At 40.5% G+C, this 15,351-nt stretch carries 17 protein-coding genes; 10 read left to right on the top strand and 7 right to left on the bottom strand.

From position 1 onward, the window contains the following. The first annotated feature begins 105 nt into the window (after positions 1-105). The gene (locus C6344_RS07740; protein ID WP_106072849.1) at positions 106-831 is read left to right on the top strand and encodes a DsbA family oxidoreductase; all 726 of its coding nucleotides are present in this window, start codon (positions 106-108) and stop codon (positions 829-831) included. A gap of 33 nt (positions 832-864) precedes the next feature. Here C6344_RS07740 and C6344_RS07735 read toward each other — a convergent pair whose 3' ends face one another. Beyond that, positions 865-1,965 (bottom strand): GntR family transcriptional regulator, encoded by a 1,101-nt coding sequence (locus C6344_RS07735; protein ID WP_106072848.1) that lies wholly within the window; start codon positions 1,963-1,965, stop codon positions 865-867. 273 nt (positions 1,966-2,238) lie between these two features. On the opposite strand from C6344_RS07735, the gene C6344_RS07730 reads away from it, so the two are divergent. The 4 genes from C6344_RS07730 (at position 2,239) to C6344_RS07715 (ending at position 7,423) form a co-directional block, all read left to right on the top strand. Continuing rightward, complete coding sequence (locus C6344_RS07730) at positions 2,239-3,864, top strand: xylulokinase (RefSeq protein WP_106039712.1); 1,626 nt, start codon at positions 2,239-2,241, stop codon at positions 3,862-3,864. Next, positions 3,858-4,562 carry an L-ribulose-5-phosphate 4-epimerase gene (locus C6344_RS07725; protein WP_034661424.1) on the top strand — a complete coding sequence of 235 codons (705 nt, stop codon included), beginning with the start codon at positions 3,858-3,860 and terminating at the stop codon, positions 4,560-4,562. The genes C6344_RS07730 and C6344_RS07725 overlap by 7 nt, the downstream gene beginning before the upstream one ends. A 17-nt stretch (positions 4,563-4,579) precedes the next feature. After that, positions 4,580-6,001: an L-arabinose isomerase gene (gene araA / locus C6344_RS07720; RefSeq protein ID WP_034661420.1), complete on the top strand. Its 1,422-nt coding sequence runs from the start codon at positions 4,580-4,582 to the stop codon at positions 5,999-6,001. An 81-nt stretch (positions 6,002-6,082) separates the two neighbouring features. Then, complete coding sequence (locus C6344_RS07715; protein WP_106072847.1) at positions 6,083-7,423, top strand: sugar porter family MFS transporter; 1,341 nt, start codon at positions 6,083-6,085, stop codon at positions 7,421-7,423. Between the two features lie 36 nt (positions 7,424-7,459). Here the strand turns inward: C6344_RS07715 and C6344_RS07710 are convergent, their stop codons facing one another. Next, positions 7,460-7,672: a hypothetical protein gene (locus tag C6344_RS07710; protein WP_060596628.1), complete on the bottom strand. Its 213-nt coding sequence runs from the start codon at positions 7,670-7,672 to the stop codon at positions 7,460-7,462. Positions 7,673-7,892: 220 nt separating this feature from the next. Between C6344_RS07710 and C6344_RS07705 the strand changes: the two genes are divergently transcribed. Continuing rightward, positions 7,893-8,186 (top strand): CotD family spore coat protein, encoded by a 294-nt coding sequence (locus C6344_RS07705; RefSeq protein ID WP_106072846.1) that lies wholly within the window; start codon positions 7,893-7,895, stop codon positions 8,184-8,186. Positions 8,187-8,239: 53 nt separating this feature from the next. On the opposite strand, the gene C6344_RS07700 is transcribed toward C6344_RS07705, so the two are convergent. The 5 genes from C6344_RS07700 to C6344_RS07680 form a co-directional block, all read right to left on the bottom strand. Continuing rightward, positions 8,240-8,908, bottom strand: coding sequence for an ATP-binding cassette domain-containing protein (locus C6344_RS07700; RefSeq protein WP_034661409.1), 669 nt, complete (start codon positions 8,906-8,908; stop codon positions 8,240-8,242). Further along, positions 8,901-9,446 (bottom strand): hypothetical protein, encoded by a 546-nt coding sequence (locus C6344_RS07695; RefSeq protein WP_066030632.1) that lies wholly within the window; start codon positions 9,444-9,446, stop codon positions 8,901-8,903. Before C6344_RS07695 ends, C6344_RS07700 begins: the two co-directional genes overlap by 8 nt. Positions 9,447-9,467: 21 nt before the next feature. Then, positions 9,468-10,007: a stage II sporulation protein M gene (locus C6344_RS07690; RefSeq protein WP_223249893.1), complete on the bottom strand. Its 540-nt coding sequence runs from the start codon at positions 10,005-10,007 to the stop codon at positions 9,468-9,470. Then, complete coding sequence (locus C6344_RS18985) at positions 9,970-11,112, bottom strand: hypothetical protein (RefSeq protein WP_223249892.1); 1,143 nt, start codon at positions 11,110-11,112, stop codon at positions 9,970-9,972. The genes C6344_RS07690 and C6344_RS18985 overlap by 38 nt, the downstream gene beginning before the upstream one ends. Positions 11,113-11,808: 696 nt before the next feature. Beyond that, positions 11,809-12,135: an uberolysin/carnocyclin family circular bacteriocin gene (locus C6344_RS07680; protein WP_034661404.1), complete on the bottom strand. Its 327-nt coding sequence runs from the start codon at positions 12,133-12,135 to the stop codon at positions 11,809-11,811. Between the two features lie 411 nt (positions 12,136-12,546). On the opposite strand from C6344_RS07680, the gene C6344_RS18980 reads away from it, so the two are divergent. From C6344_RS18980 to C6344_RS07660, 4 genes are all read left to right on the top strand, one after another. Next, complete coding sequence (locus C6344_RS18980) at positions 12,547-12,765, top strand: GNAT family N-acetyltransferase (RefSeq protein ID WP_223254314.1); 219 nt, start codon at positions 12,547-12,549, stop codon at positions 12,763-12,765. A 137-nt stretch (positions 12,766-12,902) separates the two neighbouring features. Further along, on the top strand, positions 12,903-13,457 hold the full coding sequence (locus C6344_RS07670; RefSeq protein WP_106072845.1) for a delta-aminolevulinic acid dehydratase: 555 nt from the start codon (positions 12,903-12,905) through the stop codon (positions 13,455-13,457). Between the two features lie 158 nt (positions 13,458-13,615). Beyond that, on the top strand, positions 13,616-15,028 hold the full coding sequence (locus tag C6344_RS07665; protein ID WP_066030633.1) for a polysaccharide deacetylase family protein: 1,413 nt from the start codon (positions 13,616-13,618) through the stop codon (positions 15,026-15,028). Positions 15,029-15,129: 101 nt separating this feature from the next. After that, on the top strand, positions 15,130-15,321 hold the full coding sequence (locus C6344_RS07660) for a hypothetical protein (protein ID WP_060596631.1): 192 nt from the start codon (positions 15,130-15,132) through the stop codon (positions 15,319-15,321). Positions 15,322-15,351: the final 30 nt, after the last annotated feature.

The raw sequence follows: 15,351 nt of genomic DNA, 5'->3' as shown, positions 1-15,351 counted from the left end.
CTTTTTTTATCTAAATCAAGAGCAGAATCTTGACATCATCTATTTGATGTAACTATAATTGTTACATCGTTAAAGAAAAAGCGTAAGCTCGGAAGGAAGATGAAGATGAAAGTACAAATCTGGTCAGATATCGCCTGTCCTTTTTGTTATATAGGAAAAAAACAACTAGAAACAGCGCTTGAACAATTCCCTCAAAAGGAACAGGTAGAAATCGAGTTTAAAAGCTTTGAGCTTGATCCACATGCACCCGTTGATGTCGATTATCATGTCCATGATATGCTCGTCAAAAAATATGGGATGAGCCGCAGCCAGGCCATGGCGATGAATGAGCAGGTGAAGCAGGCCGGCAAAGAGAAAGGAATCGATTTTCAATTTGATCCACTCGTGTTGACAAACACCTTTGATGCCCATCGATTGGCGCAATATGCTGGTCAAATGGGGAAAGGCGATTTCGTCATGGGAGAGCTGTTTCAAGCGTATTTTACAGATGGAAAGCATGTTGGTGATCGTCAAACCCTTTTAGAAATTGCAGAAAAAGCAGGTCTTGATCTGAAGGAAGTACAGCAAGTTTTAAGCGGCGAAGATTTTGCAGATCATGTACGAAAAGACGAAAAAGAGGCGAGACAGCTTGGCATTTCTGCTGTTCCTTTTTTCTTATTGAATGGCAAATATTCAGTGGCAGGTGCACAGCCAGCCGATACCTTCCTTCGTGCACTTGAAGCGGCATGGACAGAAGAAGCAGCTCAAGCTGAGAAAGCGGCTGCCAATGCATTTGAAGCAGCATGTGCAGATGGCGTATGCGCAGTGCCTGTCCCTAAAGAAGAGATCTAATCATATAAAAAATGAGCCTTCTCCAAAAAGGGCTCATTTTTTTCTTGCATTCATTTGTTTGATCGTTTCACCTGGAACCAATTCAGGTTTGTAAAAGGTTTGATGAGGGAGATTCTTTTTTCCTTGAACTTTTTTAATCATCCAGTCTGCCGCATCCCGGCCCATTTGCTCCTGAGGGTGGGTCAATGTTGTCAGCTTCACATGGGCATTTTTCTGGGCAATATACGAATTATCCTGTCCAATAATGGAGAGATCCTCTGGAATGGACAGCCCGATGTCACTGCATACATTGGCAACTTCTAATCCAACCTCGTCGTTATAGCAAACAAGGGCAGTCAGCTCATGCTGATGCTCTAATAAGAAAGTTTTGATATCATCTCCCAAATGCTGCTTCGATTCTGTATCGAAAAAGAGGACGTGCTCAGGCAGGAAGTTAAGCTTGGCTTCACCGAGCGCTTGAATATATCCCTTCATTCGGTACTTTCCCTGTAAGTCATCTGTTTTTGAGATCAGGCCGATTTGCTGATGTCCAGAGGTGATCAGCTCTTTTGTGGCTAAATAACTGGATTTCACATCATCTAAACAGAGAAAAGGAACCTCTAACTGTTCATAATAGGCATTAATCATAATGAGCGGTACATCCTGTTCTTTAAAAGATAGGTAGTACGAGATGTTCGGATTATATAAATTGCTTTTCGTCGGCTCGACAATAAGTCCGTCCACACCAAAGGACAGCATCATTTCTAGCGCTTTCTTCTCCTGTTCCACATCATTATTCGTACTTGCCAGTAACAAAGAATAGTTCTCTTCGTTTAATCGGCTTTCAATGCCTCGAATAATAGAAGGGAAAATGTAATCGGATATGTATGTCGTGATAACCCCAATCGTTTTCATATGTGCATGTCCAGCAGGCTTTGCTTGATATTGATTGGTCACAAATGTACCTGAGCCCTTTTCACTTCGTAAAAACCCTTCGCTCGACAATTCTAAGATGGCCTTTCGAACCGTATGCCTGCTCACTTGATACATCTCCTGCAGGCTTGATTCGGTTGGAATACGTTCCCCGATCCGGTAATCCCCTGTGAGTATTTTGCTTTTTATATCATCGATAATGATCTGGTACTTCTTTTTCATCGTTTCACTTCTTTCTCAGTTGATCATCTACTCGGATTGAGAAGAAATTGTATGGACATATTTTAACATGGTTGTCGAATCAAAAACAGGCGCTTTCCCGTTCTGTCGCCTCAGCTTTAGAAAAGTGAAGGTTTTTGTCATATTGTGTATGTACAACTATATTTAATATTGACATATGTACGTACAAATATTATATTGTGAATGTGCACAGAGAATCAATGAATCTAGAAAATTAAAATTGAAACCGCTATCAATTATGGAGGTGAACGCAGAATGGATCATGAAGAGACGACCAAAGCCTTAAAAGAAGGACGGACATCTTTAGGGATTGAATTTGGTTCAACACGAATTAAAGCCATTTTAATAGATGAAGCGTTTCAGCCAATTGCTCAAGGTACATTTGAATGGGAAAGTTCTCTCCAGGAAGGAATTTGGACGTACAACTTAATTGATATCATTACAGGACTTCAAGTGGCGTACCGGGAGATGAAAGAGCAAGTCGAGCAAAGGTATGGCGTGACCATTCAAACCATTGGCTCAATTGGAGTATCAGCTATGATGCATGGCTATGTGGCATGTGATCATACAGGAGAGGTCCTCGTTCCATTCCGAACATGGCGGAATGCAACAACCATTGAGGCGAGTCAAAAACTGACGGATGTCTTCCAATTTCATATTCCAGAAAGATGGAGCATTGCCCATCTGTATCAAGCGATATTAGAGGAGGAAAAACATCTTTCCCGTTTAGAATATATGACCACCCTATCAGGGTACATTCACTGGCTGTTAACCGGAAAGCAGGCTATTGGCATTGGTGATGCGTCAGGCATGTTTCCAATTGATGAACAAACGAAGGATTACAATGAAGTAATGCTCCATCAATTTGAAGACTTGATCGTAGAAAAAGGCTACCCGTGGAAGCTGCGTCACCTTCTGCCGCGTGTTTATTTAGCAGGCGAGGAGGCTGGCGTGTTAACGGCAGCAGGAGCAGCCATTTTAGATCAAGGCAAACACTTGAAGCCAGGCATTCCATTTTGCCCCCCGGAAGGTGACGCCGGAACGGGAATGGTGGCAACAAACAGTGTAGAAAAACGGACAGGGAACATTTCAGTTGGGACATCTGTTTTTGCCATGATTGTGCTAGAGCAGGAGCTAAAGGGTGTGTATCCAGAAGTGGATATGGTCACAACACCAGACGGACTGCCAGTCGCAATGGTTCATGCGAATAACTGTACAAGTGACTTAAATGCTTGGATGAATATATTCAAAGAGGCATTTGAAGCATTGGGTATGCAAGTGGCGTCAGAAAAGGTATACGAAGCCTTATTGCAGCAGGCGTTAGAAGCAGATCGAGATGGCGGCGGACTCTTAAGCTATGGCTATTATTCTGGTGAAAATATTACGAGATTGCCAGAAGGAAGGCCTCTTTTTGTCAGATCAGCTGAAAGCCGCTTTAATCTGGCTAATTTCATGCGTACCCATCTTTTTTCTGCTTTTGGTGCAATGAAAATAGGGATGGATCGTTTAAAAGAACATGAACAGGTTGTGATTGATCGTTTACTAGGGCATGGGGGGTTATTTAAAACCCCGCTCGTTGGTCAAAAAATAGTGGCCGCAGCGCTTGATACACCTGTATCAGTCGTTTCCACTGCGGGAGAAGGCGGTGCGTTTGGGATGGCTGTCCTTGCTTCCTATATGGTCCATCATCAAAAGCAAACATTGGCTGAATTTCTCACGCATCAAGTGTTTGCCCATACATCAGAAGAGCTCATGGAACCCGACCCGCTTGATGTCAAAGGCTTTGACGAATTTTTAAAGCGCTATCAAGAGGGCCTTGCGATTGAAGAAGCGGCAGTAGCACATCTGATGCCAAAGAAAGGAGTGACAACCGTATGCTAGAGCGCTTAAAAGAAGAAGTATTTGAAGCAAATTTAGATTTGCCGAAATACGGACTTGTGAAATTTACATGGGGCAATGTCAGTGCGTGTGATCGTGACAGCGGTCTATTTGTTATTAAGCCGAGCGGTATAGCGTATGACCAATTATCAGCAAAAGACATGGTTGTGGTCGACTTTGACGGTGAAGTAGTGGAAGGGGAATTCAGTCCTTCATCAGATACAGCAACACATGCTGTTCTTTACAAACACTTTGAGGAAATTGGCGGTATATCACATAGCCATTCCATGTGGGCAACCGTTTGGGCGCAGGCAGGTCTTGATTTACAGGCAATGGGCACAACACATGCCGATACATTTTACGGCGCTGTTCCGTGTGCTCGATTTCTGACAGAAGAAGAAGTCAACCGCGGTTATGAGGTAGAAACGGGCCGGCTGATCATCGAAACGTTTGAGGAAAGAAACCTAGATGTGATGGCGGTGCCGGGTGTATTGCTTCAAGGTCACGGCCCATTCACGTGGGGAAAAGATGCAAAAAGTGCGGTCACAAACAGTGTGATTTTAGATGAAGTCGCCAAAATGAATCTGTTCGCAAAGCAATTAAACGAATACGCGGAGCCTCTCCCGCAGCGAATTTTAGATAAACATTACTTAAGAAAACACGGAGAACATGCGTATTACGGACAAAAACCTTCAAGATAAAGAAAAGAGGGATTTCTATGTTAACAAGTCAACATAAAGAATGCTGGTTTATTGTTGGATCGCAGCATTTATATGGAGATGAAGCACTGCAGAAAGTAAAAGCAGATGCTCAAAAGATGACGGATGCCTTAAATGAGAGCGGTTTACTTCCTTACCCAGTGATCTTGCAGGAGCTGGCTGTCAGCGCGGATCAAATCACAAAGCTCATGAAAGAAGTCAATTATCGCGATGAGGTTGTCGGCGTGATGACATGGATGCATACATTTTCACCGGCAAAAATGTGGATACGCGGAACCGATCTCTTGCAGAAGCCTCTTTTGCATCTTGTCACACAGTATTATGAGAAGATTCCGTGGGACACGATCGACATGGACTATATGAATCTTCATCAATCTGCCCATGGAGATAGAGAATATGGCTATATCAATGCGCGCTTAAATAAACAAAATCAAATTGTCGCCGGTCATTGGTCTAAGCCGGATGTGCAGCAGCAAATCGCTGATTGGATGGACGTGGCGGCTGCTTATCATGAGAGCTTTCAGATTAAAGTAGCTAGGTTTGGTGACAACATGCGCCACGTGGCTGTAACAGAAGGCGATAAAATTGAAGCCCAGATTCAATTAGGGTGGACTGTTGATTACTTTGGAATAGGCGATCTCGTCGAATATGTAAATGCAGTAGAAGAAGCAGAGGTAGATGCATTATTTGCGGAGTATTTAACGCAATATGATGTGGATTATGGAACGTATTCAGTTGAAGAATGGGAAAAAAGTGTCAAGGTGCAAGCGCGTTATGAAATTGCCATCAAACGCTTCTTAGATGAAGGCGGCTACAATGCCTTTACGACAAACTTTGAAGATTTACATGGAATGAAACAGCTGCCAGGACTTGCGGTACAGCGGCTGATGGCAAAGGGATATGGCTTTGCTGGGGAAGGCGATTGGAAAACTGCTGCACTGGACCGATTATTAAAGGTGATGAGTCATCATCAATCCACTGGTTTTATGGAGGACTACACGTATGAAATGACCTCTGGACAGGAAGCGGTGCTGCAATCTCATATGTTAGAAGTAGATCCAGCGCTCGCCCATACGAAACCAGTGATTGTCGTATCTCCACTTGGTATCGGAAACAGGGAAGATCCAGCGCGTCTTGTGTTTGATGGAAAAGCAGGCGAAGGTGTTGTTGTTTCCATTGCTGACTTTGGAACCCATTTCAAATGGCTCATACAAGAAGTCGAAGCCTTTGAGCCGGAGGAAGCAGCACCTCATTTACCGGTTGCACGTGTGCTCTGGAAAATCAAGCCGAATTTTCAGGACGGAGTCAAAGCATGGATTAAGCAAGGCGGGGGTCATCATACAGTCGTATCCCTCAATTTAACGGTTGATCAAATTGTTCATTTTACAAAGCTTGTTCATGCAGAATATGTGGTTTTATAGAAGGGTGAAACGTCTTCTACTGTTTACAGTAGAAGCACCGGGAGAAATGAAAGCGGTTAATTAAGTGAGGGGGTCATCCACTTGGAGAAAAAAGTGTCAAGCAAATTTATCTTCTTTTTCGGGTCCTTTGCAGGCATCTTATTCGGATATGATATTGGGATTATTGCAGGGGCAGAGGGACATATTCAGCAAGAATTTCAGCTCAGCCCATTATGGCTTGGAATCGTTGTCTCTTCATTAATGGGCGGGGCCATCATTGGCTCCATTTTAAGCGGTCTCTTAGGGGATAAATTTGGCCGCAGAAAGCTTATTTTGGTCTCATCCGTTATCTTTTTTGTCGGAGCGATCGGATCAGCTATTGCACCAGAAGAGATTTCATTAACCATTGCACGTATCTTTTTAGGAACAGCCGTTGGTACAGCCTCATCTTTGGTGCCGGCATACATGTCTGAAATTGCTCCTGCTAAAATTCGCGGGAAATTGTCTGGGCTCAATCAGCTCATGATCGTGAGCGGACTATTGCTGAGCTATATTGTTGCATTTGTGTTTGAACCTATTCCAGACAGCTGGCGCTGGATGCTGGGAAGTGCCGCTTTATTTGCTATCGTGCTTTATATTGGTATGCTGAGGCTCCCTGAATCTCCGAGATATTTAATTAAACACGGAATGGCTCATAAAGCACGGGAGGTATTAGGATCACTGCGTTCTTCCCGTGAAGAAATCGAAGCAGAAATGCAGGAAATTTTAGAAGTCGCGAAAGAAGAACGCTCTGGTATTCGTGAATTGTTCCAAAAGAAATTCAGAATGGCTCTTTTCATCGGGGTTGGGATGGCGACCCTTCAGCAAATTCAAGGCGCGAACTCCATTGTGTATTATGCAACGAGTATTGCTCGGAATGTAGGCCTTGCGCCGCAGGTCGCAGCAGGCTTTACAGTCATTGTCGGTGTCATTTTTGTCGTCACAACCGTGATCTTTTTACAATTTGTCGACAGGTTCGACCGCCGAACGATTCTCACCGTAGGGGGAACGGGCATGGCTCTTTCTTTCTTTGCACCAGCCGCATTAGGTGCACTTGGCGTTAGTGAAGGGATTTTAAACTGGGTGACATTGATTTCCCTTTGCTGCTTTATCTTGTGCTACGCCTTCTCATGGGCACCGATCACGTGGATCATCATCGGCGAAATTTTCCCGCTTTCTGTCAGAGGTATCGGCGCAGGTATTTCATCTGCCTTTAACTGGACGGGATCGTTAGCTGTTGGACTCGTGTTCCCTATCCTGGTAGACAAATTCAGCTTTGGTGTCATTTTCTCCTCATTTGGTGTCATCTGCTTAATCGGACTATTATTCACCCGTTTTGTGCTAGTTGAAACAAAAGGAAGAAGCTTAGAACAAATCGAAACAGATATGGCAGCACGAGTATAAAGAAACCCCTCTATCCCATGTGGATAGAGGGGTTTTTTACTCAAGCGTCTGTTTTAGCTCAGCGGGCAATAAATCAATCAATTGATCATAAGAAGATAAATCCAGCACTTCAAGCAGCGCATAATATTTCGCATAAACCTCACTCAACTGATCAGGATGATTCGTTTCATATCGATTCAAATGCAATTGAGTCAGTTCAAGTGCAATGTCTAGCTTGTTTCGTTCGATTGGTTGTGTCGTATTGATCATATCGTTCACCTCGTATTTGATAAGTGGGAAGGTTATGGGCCACAATTTCTTCTACCACAATATATCATATTGTATAATATGTTAAAATTGCCCTTTTGTAAAGAAAGAGAAAACGAGATAAATAGTGGATTTTTTTAAAAATAGACAAGCATCTAGTCACGAAATGCGCTTCTTACATACGATAGAGTGTAAGTGAAAGACAACTTGAAGGGGTGTTGAGATGAGCCGAAATCGATTAGATGACTTTTTCTTTGGTCCTCGCAGAGGAAACCAAGGAGGAGATGAAACGGTTGTTTTCCCCACACGTCAAATTGTCAACACGACAACGAATGAACAAACCATCAGAAAAATTCATCCAACGCATATCACAAACGTCAATAAAAACATCAAAAGAATTGAAAACTACTACCCTGTCACTCAATCTACTCATAACGAGTACATTGTGGAAGAATACGATTGCGGCAAGGATATCAAAAACCCTTGCTGCCGTCCAGTGAAACGCTGTAAGTGGTAATGTGATCGAGAAAAAGAAGAGAGGCATCCTTTTATGGGATGCCTTTTGTATGTCTAACGTTCCACTTCGTTTAATTGTCCTTGATCCAGCTGGAAGAAACGATTTCCTAATTCTGAATAAAGGTAGCGCTGATGGCTGGTAAATAAAACACATCGATGTGAGAATTCTTTTTTTAATAAAGAAATCGATTGTATCTGTGAGGCCTCATCAAGAGAGGTAAAAGGCTCATCAAGAATGATCAGCTCTGGAGATCTTGCCACCATACAATTAAAGAAAAGTTTATATCTCATGCCCAATGAATACTGTTTGACAGGCATCTTTAGGGCATGCGTTAAATCAAATGCTTCACAAAGCGATAGAAAGGTCTCTTTGTATAACTCTTTTTCTGACTTGTTCATTTTCCATAAAGACTGGACAAGCTCCATGTGCTCAAGACCAGTGAGCGCATCATAGACTAAAGGCTTATCAGGGATGTACGCCACCAGACTTTTATATTGAGTGGTCCCGGGGTGAAGCTGTTTGTTGAGTAAAATCGTTTCTGATACAGATGGAAGCAGACCAGCGATGATCTTTAAAAGAGTCGATTTACCGCTGCCGTTCTTTCCAATGATACAAGCTCGATCACTTCCTTTCAGATCAAACGAAACTTGATCGAGAAGGAGAGAGCTTTCTTCTGTTGTTTCATAGCGAAAAGATAGCTGAGACACTTGAAGACTAGCCATTGATGAATCCTCCAATAACAAACACAGTGGTCACCAGCATATACAAGATCACTGTCGCAAGGGCAGCCTTTTTCGACCCTTCTGCATAGTAAATGATGCCATCATAAAGGATGCGCAAAAGATATAAGTTGATGAAGAAGGAAATTGCTTGGATCAAGATAAAATAGTGGTCTAATTGTAACACCATCACACAATAGATCGCTGCACTATTCACTAATAAAAGAAATGCATTATAAACCAAAATGACAAGATACATTTTGCGTAAAATAAAAGCTTTATGAAAAAAATACATATAAATTGAAGTGAGAACAGTACTGAGAAAATTCAAAATGAAATAAAGCGGGATCGTCAGCAAAAAAATAAAAACAATGCTGGCTACTTGTTTTCCAGCAGGTAACGGTTCATCTACTAACAAATCAATAATAAAAAATGTTAAAAAGACAGTCGAAACAAATAATGATAGTAAGACAAGGCCTACAATGGTTTTAATCGATTGATTCTGATTGAAAAATTCCTTAGGTCGTAGAAGTAGCTCCATGGAACCACATTCCCCTTTCTTCTATGGTAGATGTACATGGCTAACGTATTCCTCTAAAAGAGATGCTGCGAATAAGAGAACAATTGCTGCAAAAATCAATTGAAGCACAGTCACAGTCAACTTTTTTAAATCAATTGTTTCTCCTTTTATAAATCGATAAAGATAAATAAAAGGAAAAGAGCTGACAATTGAAAACAGGATGAAACCAAGAATCTCTACGAAAGCATGAGGCAGTAATCCTGTGAATATCTGCTGCACTTCTTGATTGACAATCAAATACTGAACTAGTTTGCCAATAATGTATCCGTTGTAAAAAAGAATGCCAGCAGCCATGATGCCGCCTGTAAAAGCTCCGATCCCTAATATCGCCATCCCAACTTGCAAATTGTTTAAGAAAATAGATAGAAAAAACATCTCTTCATCCTTTTTTAAATAAGGAATCTGATCATAAGGAAGAAGGCTACCAATCAGCACTGCTGCAATAAAGATAGCAGCATAAATGTAGCCGAGGCGTAAAATCAGTCTATTCTCCGATAGAAAATATCTTATTTTTTTCAACATACTCAATCCCTTTATAGATGGTCTTGCGGCATAACACCCAGCAGATCAATGAAACGATCACAAAATATAAAGCAAACAGAAAGTTTATGAGACCTGAGGATTGCTGCAAAATAGGTAGAAAAGAGGTCAAGATCATGTAGTACATAAAAGGTAATACAAGAAAGTTTCTTGCAAAAGCCTGCCCTTTATCGATAACTTCTATTTCCTCATTGGTTGTCCCTATTTCATGCTCATGAATAAAATTGAATTTCGTTGTAAATGGAAACAAGTAAAGCTGAATCAAAGGGAAAATGAAAAAACCAATCCCTAATGCCACAAATTGAATGAGCATCTGAATATCAAAAAGCTGATATACACCCATGATTGATAGATTAATGAATAGCAGAAAGAGTGCTGGTATGGAAAATAAACAATAAAATAACTGGATTTTTGATAAGAAAAACTGAATAAGAGATGTTTGAGAAAGCTCAAAAAGCCAAATATTCTTTTTTTCAGCACTTAAAGAAAAAATAGAAGGGGTCAGCATTCTCATCTCATACGTTTGATTTGCTAAAATCATCACATTTAATGTAAAAAGCAGCTGAATCTGCAAAGCCGGATGATCAATAATGGAGATCAAACTAGTCATAACCCCGATATAAAAGAAGGCTTCATATGACATAAACATATAATTAAAAAACTCTTTAGACAGCAGCCATCTTTTTTCTTTTAACACCTTGAGGTCTTTTTGGATCAACATATTCTTTTGAAACAGCGAGCCTTGAATTTTATTAAGTACTTGAAAGTACCAATAAAATAAATCTCGAAAATGTGTTGAGTTTTGATCATGATCTTTCCCAGTTGGAATCCAGCGTACAGGACTCTTCATGACGAGTATAGCTGCTAATATCACCACGAAAAATGTGACAGGTGAAGTGAAAAGCGCTTGAAATTGTAGAAATACAGAATCCTTTGAGAATAAAGCATGATGGATATGCTGAAGATCATTTTGATATAAAGCCACCAAATTGTTGGAAAGTGTAATCCAAAACGAATCCTCTGCAAGCGATGAAATCGACTGAAAAAGTTGTTGGAAGGTGTGATAAAAAGGGAAAATAATGTTCAATATCAGGACTCTTCCAAATAAGAAAAAAAGTAAAGAGATGCTTGCGAAAAAAAGAACACGAATGATCCCGATTTTTTTCACGACAATATTATAGATGTAAGCACCAAATATCTTATTGCTGACGATAAATAGGAAGAAACCTGTCAACATGACATTGAGATGCTTTAACCAGAATATCCAATCATGTGTTTGAGCAATAGAATATTGAAACAGAAAATAGATTAAATAAGTACTCAAACTGGTCAACATCAACCAGATCAGTTCTGAAAACAAAAGCGTTTGGAAAAGGTGTCTTGAGGAAACAGGTGCAAGCTGTATCAATTCTTCAAAAGGAAGAATATGAGTTCTTCTATAAGATTCAATCCCTTTGACGATAGAGAAAAGAAACAAAAATATCACAAAAGCACTTTCCCATTCTATTTGATAGATCGGAGAGTAAAGAAATGAAGAAATAACGATTACAATCATACATCCGAATAAAGTATCAAGGATACAAGAAAATAATATGTACTGTTTAGAAGAAAACGATGTGAAAAATGGAACCTTACGTATTATAAACTGAGCTAGATTTGAATATTGTTGTTGAATTCTAATTGATAGAAGTAGTGATAATAATGGATATAACATCTTCTCACCTGCATCAAAATTTAAATAGAAGGAGAACAAAGTCTCCTTCTATTGAGTCATAAAAATGAATTACCAAGCAATAACGGCTTTACGGCCTTTTTTCTTAATTTGGGCTTTAAGGTACTGACGAATGGTCTCTTTACCAGCCGCTGCAATAAGTGAAAGACCACCTGATCCTACAGCAGTTAAAATGGAGACGATTGTTGTAACAGCTCCGCCCGCTTCAACAACGTTCAAAACAACAGCTGCAACACTGCCTGGAATACCAAATTCTTTTGCTAGATCAGCAACTGGCAGCATCTGTAGCGAGAAGGAAAAAAGAGCTAGCATAAGGAAACCTACTGCTAAAGCACCAAAAAGAACATGTAGTTTGATTTCGTTTCTTGTTTCTGTCATATCAAATTCCTCCCTTTTTTGTCTTTTTATTACTATTCTATCTTATGATATCTTTTCATTCATAGCAATCCTTTTTTTTCTTTTTTTTCATGAATTAGTTATAGATTAATATAAAAAAGGTGAAAAGATAAGTGAGAAAAGAATCGTTTTTGCTAGGATAAAACGAGTAAACATGATCGGAAATACCTTGTTTTCGCAGATGGATAAGCATGTCTAATTGCATGTAGGAAAAGAGATTGGTGCTAAGGGATCAATATCCTTTGATCAAAACCTCCTTTCAAGATAAAATTGGAAGTATCAATCATTCTGTTGGAGGTGGTTGTCTGAATATTCAATTGTTAACGCAGGTGATCTGAAGAATATACAGCATTAAGACTAGAAGCACTGCGATTACATCCAGAGGGCTTTGCCATGAGCTATGAAGAAGAACAAATAGATACAAAAGACAAATATGCGGCTCGTTTTGCTTCGGCACAATCTATGTGGACCTTTGGCACCTTTTATCAAGGGCAGCTTGTGGGGACGGTCACGCTCATCCAAGAAACCTTACAGAAATTAAAGCACCGAGCGAATGTAGCAGCGATGTATGTAACGGCTGGTGCCCGCGGAAAGGGAGTAGGCAAGTCTTGATGACGGAAGCTCTTTCCTTCGCACGAGAACGACAGGACATCGAGCAAATGTATTGATCAGTGCACTAAAATGGACGGATACATATGCAGATGAAGAAAAAATGGGTTTATTTTTATCATCGTTTGGAGGAGATACAAGTGGAACAACAGACCATGCGCATTACATTAGCAACAGGACCAAATAGTGAGCTAGAATCTTTTGCCCTGCGTGCAGCATTTGAGAACTTTAGTGCAAAAGTCGATATGCATTGGATAGGCAGACCCAATGATCTGATTGATGTGTTATCTGGGAGAAATAGAAGGGAGACGGACTACTTTCTTTTATCTTTTCATGGGGAAGAAGGAGCGTTTCTCATGCCGGAGTTAGGGGAAGATGTATACGAAGATGGGGAGCCTAGAGGTGTAACTTTTGGAGCGGATGAAATCAAGCGGTATGCTTCGTTAAAAGGGGTTCACGTCATATCAACCGGCTGCACACTAGGTGAGAAAAAACTTGCAGAAGCCTTTTTAGAAGCAGGTGCTTTGTCCTATACAGCGCCTGATGATTACATTGATGGAGATGCGGCATTTATCTTTGTCCTGACAATGCTGTATGAGCTCATGAACAATACGAAGACGGTTAGAGCGGCTTTTGATCGAGCGAGTTCTATTGATGAAGAAACGAAATTATTTCAACTATATATGCAAAAATAATCAAAGGGCTGAGAGATCAAGCCCTTTTTTTCAACCTCTCTTAATTGTGACGAAAATGTGACAAATGTGTTTTTTGAAAACTAAATCGAGTTCACGCAAAGTCTATCCTACAAACACACGTCATCAAGACATGACGCCATCACGAGAGGGGAATCATTGTGTCAATGAAATGGAAAATTAGTCTCGTCCTATGCGGACTTGCAATCATCATCGGAATCGCTGCGTTTTATCATAATCAGCAGGCAAGCGGGACAGAGAAGAAGAAGGTAGAACCAGATGCGAGCTATAAAGAAGTTGAAATTGTCACTCTCGTGAATGACGGGAGATACTTGAGATATGCTGTGAACTATCCAGTGTTTCATCAAAAAAAGCTAGATCAAGAGATGAAAAGATTTGCAGAAACAGCGCTCGACAAATTCAAAACATCATTTAGTGAAGCAAGCGATGTCGATGAAGATCATCGATACGAATTAAACATAGATTACGAGATTACTCATTATGCCAAACAAACTGCTGCGATCAAATTCAATACATATGAATTGAAAGGCGGAGTAAAAGGCGCACATGAAACGAAGATATTCAATTTTGATTTCAAGAAACAGCATTTTTTATCAATAGATGATTTATTTTTATCAAAGAAAGAAAGTCTGCAAAAACTGTCTCAAATGACATTTGAGGAATTAAAGAAAGATCGCACTCTTGCTGAAAACGAGCATTTGCTCAAGCAAGGAACATCTCCTGCGGCAGAGCATTATCAGTATTTTGCCATCAAGGATCGTTTTATAGAATTCTACTTTCCAGCAGGGCAAATCGCACCAGACAAAAAAGGCCCTCAAGTGCTGGCGATTAAAAAAACAGTGCTTAAAGGAATGTTAAAGCCTGAATACATTCATAAAGAAAAGAACAAAAATGAGAAAAAAGAACCGATCTCAAAAAGAAAGCTTGTAAAACTGCCAAAACAGGCAACATTCAACCCAAATCAAAAAGCCATTGCTCTGACATTTGACGATGGACCAAATCCATCCACGACCTCAAAAATCTTAAAAGCCTTAAAAGAAAACAAAGGACATGCGACATTTTTTGTATTAGGCAGCAGGGTTCAATATTACCCCGATATGCTGGGTGAGATCAGAAAGGGTGGGAATGAAATCGGAAATCATTCCTATAGCCATCCTTTACTCACAAGACTGCCGTTAAAACAAGCTATCAAACAAGTAGAAGATACGCAGCAAATTATTGAAAAAGCAGGCGGATTCACACCGACTCACTTTAGACCGCCATATGGTGGAACAAATGGGCAGATCAACGAAGCTGTCAACATGAAAGTCACGCTTTGGGACGTAGATCCCGAAGACTGGAAATATCGCAACAGCCAATACGTCGCCAACTACATTCTCACACATGCGTCTAGCGGAGAAACGGTCTTAATGCACGACATCTATGACACCTCGGCAAACGCAGCTGTCACGATTATCAAGGAATTGACCAAACAAGGATATCAATTATTAACAGTTTCAGAGCTTGAGCAGTGGAAGGAAGCGCGCGCGAAGAAAGGTGAATTGAATACGTAATGATCATGCGAATCTTAGTGGATTCGCATCTTTTTTTAAAAGCCAATCATGAAAATAAAGGGAAAATATGTTAAAGTGAATGTAGAAAGGGAGGGCTTCGGATGGTATTGATGAGGTTGATCAGTCTATATATGCTGACAGCGTTTTGTTTGGGTTTTATCGTCAACTATGTACCTGGTTTGATGCTGCCCATCTATATTCTTGCGATGATCGGGCTCATTTTATGTCTCGGTCATATTGCGCTGCATTATATTCGTCGAATCAGATATATGTTGCTTCATGAGAAACGATAAGAATAATTGCTTACTCTAAAAACCTCTCTC

The organism is Bacillus sp. GBSW19 (assembly GCF_002998655.1).
Taxonomy (GTDB): Bacteria; Bacillota; Bacilli; order Bacillales; family Bacillaceae; genus Bacillus.
Note: the sequence above shows the minus strand (reverse complement) of the source record. Positions and strands in the feature narration are given on the sequence as shown.